The 11,079-nt window shown below is 38.9% G+C and carries 9 protein-coding genes and 1 CRISPR repeat array; of the genes, 5 read left to right on the forward strand and 4 right to left on the reverse strand.

Annotated elements, in window-relative coordinates:
• Window positions 1–156: 156 nt before the first annotated feature.
• From A0J48_RS11520 to dmeF, 3 genes are all read left to right on the forward strand, one after another.
• Window positions 157–432: a ribbon-helix-helix domain-containing protein gene (locus A0J48_RS11520; protein WP_200323197.1), complete on the forward strand. Its 276-nt coding sequence runs from the start codon at window positions 157–159 to the stop codon at window positions 430–432.
• Entirely contained in the window at window positions 429–773 is a 345-nt protein-coding gene (locus A0J48_RS11525) for a type II toxin-antitoxin system PemK/MazF family toxin (RefSeq protein WP_200323199.1), read from the forward strand. The genes A0J48_RS11520 and A0J48_RS11525 overlap by 4 nt, the downstream gene beginning before the upstream one ends.
• A gap of 110 nt (window positions 774–883) precedes the next feature.
• Complete coding sequence (gene dmeF, locus A0J48_RS11530) at window positions 884–1,846, forward strand: CDF family Co(II)/Ni(II) efflux transporter DmeF (protein ID WP_200323201.1); 963 nt, start codon at window positions 884–886, stop codon at window positions 1,844–1,846.
• Window positions 1,847–1,958: 112 nt separating this feature from the next.
• On the opposite strand, the gene A0J48_RS11535 is transcribed toward dmeF, so the two are convergent.
• A complete protein-coding gene (locus A0J48_RS11535) occupies window positions 1,959–2,474 on the reverse strand; it encodes a GNAT family N-acetyltransferase (RefSeq protein WP_200323203.1) in 516 nt (171 codons plus the stop codon).
• A gap of 118 nt (window positions 2,475–2,592) precedes the next feature.
• Between A0J48_RS11535 and A0J48_RS11540 the strand changes: the two genes are divergently transcribed.
• Both A0J48_RS11540 and A0J48_RS11545 read left to right on the forward strand, forming a co-directional pair.
• Entirely contained in the window at window positions 2,593–3,828 is a 1,236-nt protein-coding gene (locus A0J48_RS11540; protein WP_200323205.1) for a ribulose bisphosphate carboxylase small subunit, read from the forward strand.
• Between the two features lies 1 nt (window position 3,829).
• Window positions 3,830–5,498: a CRISPR direct-repeat array (repeat unit 37 nt; unit sequence GTTTCAATCCCTAATAGGGATTAGGTGAAATTGCAAT).
• Between the two features lie 410 nt (window positions 5,499–5,908).
• A complete protein-coding gene (locus tag A0J48_RS11545) occupies window positions 5,909–6,235 on the forward strand; it encodes a 30S ribosomal protein PSRP-3 (protein ID WP_325078693.1) in 327 nt (108 codons plus the stop codon).
• Window positions 6,236–6,368: 133 nt separating this feature from the next.
• Here A0J48_RS11545 and A0J48_RS11550 read toward each other — a convergent pair whose 3' ends face one another.
• The 3 genes from A0J48_RS11550 to A0J48_RS11560 all read right to left on the reverse strand — a co-directional run bounded on the left by A0J48_RS11550 (window position 6,369) and on the right by A0J48_RS11560 (window position 11,077).
• Window positions 6,369–8,114 (reverse strand): serine/threonine-protein kinase, encoded by a 1,746-nt coding sequence (locus A0J48_RS11550; RefSeq protein ID WP_234300862.1) that lies wholly within the window; start codon window positions 8,112–8,114, stop codon window positions 6,369–6,371.
• A gap of 38 nt (window positions 8,115–8,152) precedes the next feature.
• Window positions 8,153–10,231, reverse strand: coding sequence for an SPFH domain-containing protein (locus tag A0J48_RS11555; RefSeq protein WP_200323207.1), 2,079 nt, complete (start codon window positions 10,229–10,231; stop codon window positions 8,153–8,155).
• 114 nt (window positions 10,232–10,345) lie between these two features.
• Window positions 10,346–11,077: an SIR2 family NAD-dependent protein deacylase gene (locus A0J48_RS11560; protein WP_200323208.1), complete on the reverse strand. Its 732-nt coding sequence runs from the start codon at window positions 11,075–11,077 to the stop codon at window positions 10,346–10,348.
• Window positions 11,078–11,079: the final 2 nt, after the last annotated feature.

Below are 11,079 nucleotides of genomic sequence, written 5' to 3' on the forward strand. Positions count from 1 at the left end.
CCCCTACACCCTACACCCTACACCCTACACCCCTACACCCCTACACCCTACACCCCTACACCCTTATTTCTTTAGAGTTCATCTTTTACTTACTATTTGATGCCTAAAGCGATATCATATAAGTCGTCACTTCAGACATCACATGATGAACGCGCTATGAAGGCAGAAACCATTCGCACGACGTTAACTATCCCCAAAGAATTGTTAGAAGCCACAGATAAAGCAGTATTGGAGGGAAAAGCCAAGAGTCGAAATGACTTTGTGGTTAAAGCTTTAAAACGGGAGTTGGCAGCCCAAAAAAGAGCCGAAATAGATGCTGCTTTGGCAGAAATGACCAGAGATCCTGATTATCAAGCGGAAGTTTTAAAAATGGAGGCGGAGTTTGCACCAGCGCAATGGGAGGCTTTGCAGCTAGGGGAAATTCCAAGATGAGAAGGGGTGAAGTGTATGATGCGCGTCTGGAGATGACTGAGGGTTCAGAACAGGGAGGAACTCGCCCCGTAATTATTGTCAGTCGTGACGTGATTAATGTATCTAGCCCGGTAGTTTTAGCAGTACCTTGTACCACTTACCAAACTGGTAAAAGAGTTTACCCCACTCAAGTCCTAATTTTAGCACCAGATGGCGGACTCAAGAAAGACTCGATCGCAATGGCAGATCAGGTGCGGGTATTGTCCAAAACCCGCTTTTTGCGTTTGAGGGGGGTACTTTCTGAAGCGGTGATGACCCATCTGGCACAGGCTTTGTTAATTGCTTTAGATTTACCTGGATAACAGGTGACAGGGGACAGGTGACAGGTGACAGATTTTAGGTCTGTTTGTTTTATTATGCTGTTGATGTCCTGTAATCTTTAAATATTAACGAAAGGAGTGTAACAATTTCCGTGCATATCCATAGGCTTGAACAATGGCAGCATTCTCATGATTTTTCTGTTGACCAACATCATGCAGAGAGAAACACCAAAATAGTGATGCTACTGACAGCATTGACGATGTTGGCTGAGATTGTCGCCGGAACGATTTTTGGTTCAATGGCTTTGCTGGCCGATGGTTGGCACATGGCAACCCATGTTGCAGCGTTTGGAATTACGGTATTTGCCTATCAATATGCGCGGAGTAATGCCAATAATCCTAAATATACCTTTGGAACAGGAAAGGTTAGCGTTCTGGGAGGATTTACTAGTGCTGTTGCACTTGCTGTCATCGCTTTTGTGATGGGAGTTGAATCTTTAGGTCGTCTTTTTCAGCCGCAAACTATTCAGTTCAATGAAGCAATTGGTGTTGCTGTCATCGGGTTAGTTGTCAATATTGCTAGTGCTTTCTTACTGCAAGATCATCATCACCATGAACATGAAGATGATCACAATCATGATCATCACTCTCATCACGATCATCATGATCATAATCTTCGTGCTGCTTATCTTCATGTTTTGGCAGATGCACTAACTTCTGTTTTTGCCATTGTTGCTTTATTCGCTGGCAAGTTCCTGGGTTGGGTATGGATGGATGCAGCAATGGGATTTGTTGGTGCTGCTGTAATTGCTAAATGGTCTTATGGTTTGGTGCGTGATACGAGTTTAATTTTGTTAGATGGTGCAAGTGACAAACAAACAAAATTAGCTATTGTTAATGCTATTGAAGAAGATGCTGATAATCGGATTACAGATTTGCATATTTGGTATGTGGGTCAAGATTATTTAGCAGCTACAATTTCTCTGGTTACTCATTACCCAAAAACACCAGAATATTATAAAAACCTACTTCGAGATATTCCCTCTCTTGTTCACGTTTCGGTGGAAGTTAATCATTGTCATGGTGAGCCTTGTGTAGATATACACGCAGTTTAAGAGGATGTTGCGTGGCGTGAGTAATTTAGCCCCCCTTTCTAAGGGGGTTGGGGGGATCTCGATCAATTCTGATACTTTTCAGACATCCTCTTAGACCGAGAAGTGTCAATTCTTAAAGTTCGTAAGCCATGATATAATCATCCATCACAAACCCACCACCAAAATCTTTAATTTCACTGGCAATAATTCTGAACCCAAATCGGGTATAAGCTGTAATTCCTTTTTCATTCCTTTTATTGACGTTAAGGAGAATTTTTTGACAGTTCATTGCTTGAGTTTTTTGACAAACATGAGATAACATTATTTGTCCATAGCCGAAACCATGCAGCGAGGGTAATAGGTAACATTTATGTAATTTTAAACAATTAATATTCTCTTTTATTTCCGCACCATAGGATAAATAACCAACGATGTCAGAACTTTTCACCACTTTATCGTAAAATATTCCTAAATTATCAATTTCATTTTCAATTACTCCCATTCCATACATTTTTTCCAACATATATTCTATTTGTGGAATACTGATGATTCCGGGATAGTGAGTATACCGAATTTCTTGACTAACTTTTCTCAGTTCTTCCAAATCATGATTTAGTAATTTTTCAATTTTAATTGATGAATGATTCATAGTATAATTTATTTGATGTCCAATTAGTATGATAAAGCATTAGTGTAAATTTAGCGTTTTCAATGCTGACCGAAAAAATCTACCATGATTGTCATAAATCATTCCCAGGGATAATTCTATGAGTTACTATATCGCTCCCAGCTTTCTGGATAAACTTGCTGTTCATATCACTAAAAACTTTTTAAATATTCCCGGTATTCGAGTTCCGTTAATTTTAGGTATTCATGGTCGCAAAGGAGAAGGAAAATCTTTTCAATGTGAATTAGTGTTTGAAAAAATGGGCATTGAAACAACTCTCATCTCTGGAGGAGAATTAGAAAGTCCAGATGCAGGAGATCCCGCGCGGTTAATTCGGTTACGTTATCGAGAAACAGCAGAATTAATCAAGGTACGCGGAAAAATGTGCGTGCTAATGATTAATGATTTAGATGCTGGTGCAGGACGCTTTGACGAAGGTACTCAATACACAGTTAATACTCAATTGGTAAATGCTACATTGATGAATATTGCTGATAATCCCACAGATGTGCAGTTACCTGGAAGTTATGATGCTAACCCAATTCGTCGTGTACCAATTATTGTTACAGGAAATGATTTTTCCACACTTTATGCACCATTAATTCGAGATGGAAGGATGGAAAAATTTTACTGGGAACCTAACCGTGATGACAAGGTGGGGATTGTTGGTGGTATTTTTACAGAAGATGGTCTTTCTCAGCGGGAAGTTGAACAGTTAGTAGATACTTTCCCTTCTCAATCTATTGACTTCTTTAGTGCTTTACGTTCCCGAATTTATGATGAACAAATCCGCGAATTTATTCATCAAATTGGTTTTGAAAATGTATCTTTGCGTGTGGTTAATAGCGCCGATGGACCACCAGTGTTTAAAAAGCCTGATTTCAGCTTATCTCATTTAATTGAGTCTGCTAAATTCATGGTGGGTGAACAAAAACGGGTGGAAACTTCTCATTTGGTTGATGAATATAATCGTTTACATCGGAGTACAATTTCTCAACCTGCTGCTGCTGTTGTACAAACACCAATTCATGAAGCTACTGTTCCCCAGGAAAAACTATCTAATACACATTTAACTTTAGATATCCAAGCCCAAGTTCGCAAAATTTTGTCTCAAGGTTATAAAATCGGCATTGAACATATAGATGAACGTCGTTTTCGCACTGGTTCTTGGCAAAGTTGCGGTACTATTAATACTGATGCTGAATCTGATGTTGTTTCTACTTTAGAATCTTGTTTGGCTGAATTTAGTGGTGAGTATGTGCGCTTGGTGGGAATTGATCCGCAGGTTAAAAAACGGGTGGTGGAAACTATTATTCAACGTCCAAATGGTAAATGATTTTTCAGTCCCTAATAGGGATTAGGTGAAATTGCAATTTCTATAGTCCAAATCCCACCACCTAAACGCTCATGTTTCAATCCCTAATAGGGATTAGGTGAAATTGCAATTTGTTTACCCGCATCCGGTACCCCTTCTTTGGTTTTGCAGGGTTTCAATCCCTAATAGGGATTAGGTGAAATTGCAATCTATGACCACTAGAAAGAGTCGTTAAATAGTTTCTAGAGTTTCAATCCCTAATAGGGATTAGGTGAAATTGCAATTTGATGTAGTTTTGACCAGCTACTAAATTCGTGAAGTTTCAATCCCTAATAGGGATTAGGTGAAATTGCAATGAGCGATCGCTTTTCTACCAAAGAAGAAAATAGTCTGGCTATCAAAGTTTCAATCCCTAATAGGGATTAGGTGAAATTGCAATTCTTAATGTTGACAAATACTTGCTTTGTAAACCGAATGTGTTTCAATCCCTAATAGGGATTAGGTGAAATTGCAATTTTATATCTATTTTATCGTCAAGTATCTTCCTATAAAATGGTTTCAATCCCTAATAGGGATTAGGTGAAATTGCAATAACTATTCTACCAGATTTTGTTTTACCATGTTTCAATCCCTAATAGGGATTAGGTGAAATTGCAATAGTTAAAAAGTGAGCGTCGTTTGTTATTATCCTTGGGTTTCAATCCCTAATAGGGATTAGGTGAAATTGCAATTGCGGATATTTTCTCAAAAAGAGTCATTCAAAAATTCAACCCGTTTCAATCCCTAATAGGGATTAGGTGAAATTGCAATGTTACTGATGCACACTCTATGCCCTGAATGTTAGCAATGTTTCAATCCCTAATAGGGATTAGGTGAAATTGCAATTCAGAGAATATACTATTTACCTCTTCCGAATAATCGTGTTTCAATCCCTAATAGGGATTAGGTGAAATTGCAATATGAGATCGCCTACTCCTATGCTCAAGTTAAATCCTTAGCGTTTCAATCCCTAATAGGGATTAGGTGAAATTGCAATCAACAGCAGAATGTTATTCAGATTATGCACCTGATGTTTCAATCCCTAATAGGGATTAGGTGAAATTGCAATATGAGGCAGGATTCATGACTTACTTAACCAAACAGGAGGGTTTCAATCCCTAATAGGGATTAGGTGAAATTGCAATCTGCATCGTTGATGGAGTCCCTAGCAAGTGATCATGAAAGTTTCAATCCCTAATAGGGATTAGGTGAAATTGCAATTACCTCTGTCTTGGTTTTGCGATATAAAGTGAAAAGTTTCAATCCCTAATAGGGATTAGGTGAAATTGCAATGAACTTAAGATATACGCGCCATTGTCGCAGTAAACGTTTCAATCCCTAATAGGGATTAGGTGAAATTGCAATAATTGCACATTTCTTCGTGCAACAGGGCAAGCGTTTCAATCCCTAATAGGGATTAGGTGAAATTGCAATTGAAGACTAATCCAACCATACCAACAACCAACAACGTTTCAATCCCTAATAGGGATTAGGTGAAATTGCAATTGATAGTCACTGGGTACATTTTATATAAAATATAGTTTCAATCCCTAATAGGGATTAGGTGAAATTGCAATTTCAAAAACCAGGCGGTTCTGGCGGGTTTATTATTGGCGTTTCAATCCCTAATAGGGATTAGGTGAAATTGCAATAGCGGCATCCTGAAAGCCTATATATATGTAGTTTTCAAGGTTCGATTGCGCGGATGATCTAATCATAGTCCATTTCAGAAATTGTGTCAAGAGCGAAAAACGCCAAAACCCTTGCTGTGTAAGGTGCGCGAGTGGGTCAACAGCAGAAAATCCTGGAAAGTCTTGCCAGCAAAAGAATTCAGGGCTTTTTTCAGCGAATGGTTTTTTAACACCCACCCTCTCGCGCAAAAATTCAAAATCCAAAATAGATCCAGACGCTTCCATACAAATTTCTTTCACCTGTCACCTGTCACCTGTCACCTGTCACCTGTCACCTGTCACCTGTCACCTTCCTCCTGCCAGATATTCAAACTCATTAGTCAATTGGACAGATATTAAGTTACAATAAGGGATCGCAAACTTAGTAAGTTATAGCCGGATTTGTCCCGGAGGTACGATTGTCGAAATTTATCTTAAAAATTCTCTGGTTAGATGAGAACGTAGCCTTAGCAGTCGATCAAATAGTCGGTAAAGGCACAAGTCCCTTAACTAAATACTTCTTCTGGCCTCGTAATGATGCTTGGGAAGAACTCAAAAAAGAGTTAGAATCCAAACACTGGATTACTGATATTGATCGCGTCGAGTTGCTGAACAAGGCAACAGAGGTGATTAACTACTGGCAAGAAGAAGGTAGAAATCGCCCAATGGCAGAGGCACAGTTGAAGTTTCCTGAAGTTGCCTTCACAGGTAGCGCCTGATTGTTTTAATTAGGGAACAGGGAACAGGGAACAGGGAACAGGGAACAGGGAACAGGGAACAGGAAGGCAGAAGGCAGAAGGCAAAAGGCAAGAGTTTTGAATTTTGAATTTTGGATTTATTTCTCCCCAGTCCCTATTCCCCAGTCCCCAATTTCCAATTATTCCATATTTTGATAGTTTTGTCTCTGCTACCAGTAGCAATTATTTGTGAATCTGAACTAATGGCAACCGTAGATACTGAGTCACAATGATCCAATAGAGTTGCTATTTCTGCTTTTTTACTGACATTCCAAAGTTTGATGGTTTTATCCCAACTGGAACTAATTAGGGTTTGACTATCGGCTGTAAAAGCTAATCCTACCACTGACCAGGAATGCCCTACAAGTGTGCTAATTAATTCACCAGTGTTCACATCCCATATTTTAATGGTGTTATCATCGCTACCTGTTGCTAAAATCTTGCCGTTAGGACTAAAAGCCACTGCTGATACGGCGCGTGTATGACCGACAAGAGTAGATAATAAATTATATTGACAGTTTTGTGAGGTTTGGTCTAGTTGTAATTTCCACAGACGCACTGTGCGATCGCAACTAGCACTAGCTAATATATGATTTTCAGGACTAAAAACAACAGCGTTGATTTGTAATTGATGTCCTGTAATTGTACAAATTTCTGCACCTGTATTTACATTCCAAATTTTAATAGTTTTGTCCCAACTACCACTGGCCAGAATTTTGCCATCATGGTGAAAAGCTAATGTTTTGACAGCGTGGGAATGTCCCTTCAAGGTAGTAATTTCTTGAAATGTTTTCACATCCCATAATTTAATAATTTTATCATCACCTGCTGTTGCTAAAATTTGTCCATCGGGATTAAAAACTACTGATTGTACGGCTTTTGTATGTCCTGTCAAGTTAGCTAAGATTTTTTGAGTTTGCAGATCCCAAATTTTAATATTTTTACTGTCATCACCACTAGCTAAAATTTGATTGTCTGGTGAAAATGCTAAGGTGTTAATTTGACTATCAAGTTGATTTTTGATGGTGATATTTTTGGGAACGCAGATGGACGCAGATAAACGCGGATGAAGGTTTTTGATTCCTAGTTGGGTGATAATTTCTGCTGTTGATTTCCAGCGGTTTTGTAAATTAGGATTGATTAATTTTTCTAAGGTTTGTGTTAGATATTCGCTCACGGGGGTGGTTAAATAATCTTGCCATACCCATTGATTATTAGCAATATCAAATAAATCAAAGGGAGGAATTTGTGTGAGTAGATAAATACAAGTTACACCTAAACTATACAGGTCACTACTAAAGGTTGGATTTCCTTGTAATTGTTCTGGGGCGATATATTCAGGACTACCAGTTATTTGTTGGGCGTTGATAGGATTGGTAGTGAATATTTGAGCAGATGCAAAATTTACCAAAACTAAATGATTGGATATTGCCGATAAAAGGGAATTTTTAATAATCAGATTTTCTGGTTTGATATTACCATGAATAATTTGCTGATTGTGAATAAAATCTAGAATCGGTAAGACACTTTTTAAAAGTTGCCAAATTTGCGATTCTTGAAAAACACCCTCTTTAGCTAAAATCGTCTTTAAATTATCACCAGAAATAAACTCATAGACCAAATAATAATCTTGATGATCTGGGAACGATGTTAATAAATTGGGGATTTGTGGATGATTATTTAAGTTTTTTAATTTTTCAAATTTCTCAATCAACCTGAGTTGTATTTCCTGCACTTGAGAAAATTTATGGACAATACAATAAACTGGGGGAAATAGACCTTCATCAACAGCCATAAAAGTCTGATATTTTCCCCCATCACCAATTAACTTAATTAACCGATAACATTCTTGAATTAGCAAAATTTCCTCAACGTTTCTCTACACCCTACACCCTTTTCTTATTCTTTTGGTAACTCACCTAAAATTTGACCATTACCATTTTGTTGTTCACTTTTCTTCGGTGGTGGTGGAGGAACTATACCTGTTTTAGCTTGGTTATGACCAGTTTGATTCCAGAGAATCATAGATAACAAACCATCTACCAAACCATTACTCGTACCATTGTTACCACCTACCATGATATCAGGAATTAAACGGACATTGCGATCGCCGATAATTTGCATTAATTGCATCGCTGTATAACCTTGCATTCCCAAAGCTTGTACACCAGTGCGGTAGGTTTCAGCTTTTGCATTACCTGTAGCACGGATACCTTCTGCTTCTGCTAAAGCTTTCAGCTTCGTTGCTTCCGCTTGTCCGTTTGCTTCCTTAATAGCAGCTTGAGATTTCAATTCCGCAATTTGCACGCTTTGTTCAGATTGCACCATTTCTTGCTGAATATTAGCCAAAGCAGTTTCCCGCACCAATTGCTGACGTTGAGTTTGTGCCATTTGCTGCACTTCATAGGTTTTCCGTTCTTCTTCAGCAATTTTGCGGTCTGTTTGTGTCTGCATCAAGGTTGCAGGAGGCTGAATATCACCAATTAAGGTATCTATTGCTTGCACATCATAAGTACGCAAAGCGGTTTTAATATATTCTGCGGCTTCGCTTTGTCTTTCACTCCGGGCGGTCAAGAAATCGAGTACAGTATAATCTTGGGCAGAGTTGCGGAAATAGTTACCAATGGTCGGTTCTAGTACATGATCTACTAAATTCTGCATTGAACCCACACGGGAAATTACCTTGGGTGCATCCAAAGCACCAACGTGGATAATTTGTGCTACTTCTAAATCAAAAGCGAAACCATCACGCGATCGCACTGTTAAAGATGCAAGTTGGGCATCATAACTATGACGTTCTGTTCTCCTTGACCAGTTTAAAACAATATTCGTAGTCGGCACTAACTCAATTTTCATGATCCGCGAGTTCAGCGGTTGTTTACCAGGATAAAGCGGTTCTACCCACACTCCCTTATGTCCCGGTTTGACTAAATTACCATGTGTGAAAGATGCACCGCTGACATCTTCTTGATCTTGTCCCACGAAAGAAATTACCACCCCCACATAACCAATGGGAATTTCTGTCATTGGTACTTGTTCAACTTGCACAAACCAAGGGTTTAAATTCCAAGAACCAGAAAGTAAAATCTGTTCTTGCAAACCTCTTCTTCCCCCACCATTCAGGAACTTCTGCCCGTTTTGGAAGTTATCATGTCCTTCAATCACAGGCCCTGCAATTTCACCAGCAGGAATAGGTAAACCGTCTAAGGTCGTGACAATACCGACTTTATCCGATAACACACTATACACCCGCATTTGTTCGGGATTCATGCCATGACTACTAGCATTCGCAGATGTAATCACTTTAAACAAAGCCGTGTTAATGCGATATGTACCTGCGGTGAGAAAACCCATTTGGCGGCCTTTTTCCCCACCTTTGGTTAAAAATTTCCGTGCATCTTGGAAGTTATCACAGTCAACAATTTTACCTAAAATTCGTTCTGGTGGGTTAGATGCCCCATCTGCGGCCACAATTAAAGCAATTTGACCTTGGGGAACAACAACAACTTGTTCTTTTTTGACGGCATATTGCCAAGGCCAGTAACCCCAATGCCAACCTGGTGCGAGGGTATCTGCTTGTAAACCAGCTTCTCCATTTAAAGCGATTAATCTTCCTGGTGGTAGTCCTTTACCTGAGATGGTAAATTTTTTAACAACTACGCCAACTTCCCGTTCACCAATTACTACCAGTCCACCAAAGAATAAGGGGACAAATATCACTACCCCACCAAATAGAATTAGGGGAATAAGAGGTTCTACTCCCATTGCTTGATAGGCAACAGAATGATTGAGATCCGTTGGTGTTGAACTAGTTGAAACTGATGTTGAGTTAATTTCTGTAACTGTAGAAGTCTTTAACGGCGTAGCATTGGCAGTATAAACACCAGTAGCCAGAGATATAGCTGCTACCGTAGATGCTGCTAAACCAACAAGTTTATTTTTTCGACTCTTACCAACAGCAGATACAAAGCTTTTCATAAAATTTGCCCTTCTGGGCAACTAATTATCTAAGTTATCACTTCATTTGCATGGAGGTAATTTTCTTAAACTTGATGTAATTTTTTGACTCATGCAGGTTGTATCAAATAGCTACTACTGCTCAAGGGTAGCGAATTTAACCTTCAAAGACTCAACCAATACTGGTAGATATTCTGTAGCCTTACCTTCAAAAACAGTAAACCCATCCAAAAACTCAGCATTAGGATGAGGATCAATAAAATATTTCTCAGGTACAGCTTGAAAAAACTTCAATAAATTCGCTGCTGGATAAACCTGTGCAGAAGTTCCCACCACAATAAATATATTTACCTGAGATTGAATTTTATATAAATCATCAACTCGCATATCCACAGCTTCCCCAAACCAAACCACATCAGGACGTAAATGTTTACCGCACTTTGGACAAACATCACCCCCTTGCACAGGTTTATTTATTTGCGCTTTATAATCACATTGCCATTCGGCATACATGGGAGGAATATCAAAATGCCATTCACATTTTTGAGCATCTATTCTCCCGTGAATATGCCAAACATCTTTCACTCCTGCCTTTTCTAACAGAGTATCAATATTTTGAGTAATGCAAACCACATCAAAAGAATTAGCTAATTCAGCTATCGCAAAATGTGCTGCATTAGGTTGACATTGCTGCATTTTCTCAAAACCTTGGGCGTAAAAATCTAAGACTAATTTTTGATTTCTCATCCAACCCAAAGGTGTAGCCACATCTTCTATTTTGTATCCTTCCCACAGTCCCCCAGCACCTCTAAAGGTGGGAATTCCACTTTCAGCCGAAAGTCCCGCACCGCTAAATACAACAATCATAA

It is taken from the genome of Sphaerospermopsis aphanizomenoides BCCUSP55 (assembly GCF_001586785.1).
Taxonomy (GTDB): Bacteria; Cyanobacteriota; Cyanobacteriia; order Cyanobacteriales; family Nostocaceae; genus Sphaerospermopsis_A; species Sphaerospermopsis_A aphanizomenoides_A.

Excerpts from the sequence above, each read along its gene's own strand:
- A0J48_RS11520 (WP_200323197.1), top strand. The coding sequence starts at position 157 with ATGAAGGCAGAAACCATTCGCACGACGTTAACTATCCCCAAAGAATTG.
- A0J48_RS11525 (WP_200323199.1), top strand. The coding sequence starts at position 429 with ATGAGAAGGGGTGAAGTGTATGATGCGCGTCTGGAGATGACTGAGGGT.
- A0J48_RS11535 (WP_200323203.1), bottom strand. The coding sequence starts at position 2,474 with ATGAATCATTCATCAATTAAAATTGAAAAATTACTAAATCATGATTTG.
- A0J48_RS11540 (WP_200323205.1), top strand. The coding sequence starts at position 2,593 with ATGAGTTACTATATCGCTCCCAGCTTTCTGGATAAACTTGCTGTTCAT.
- A0J48_RS11555 (WP_200323207.1), bottom strand. The coding sequence starts at position 10,231 with ATGAAAAGCTTTGTATCTGCTGTTGGTAAGAGTCGAAAAAATAAACTT.
- A0J48_RS11560 (WP_200323208.1), bottom strand. The coding sequence starts at position 11,077 with ATGATTGTTGTATTTAGCGGTGCGGGACTTTCGGCTGAAAGTGGAATT.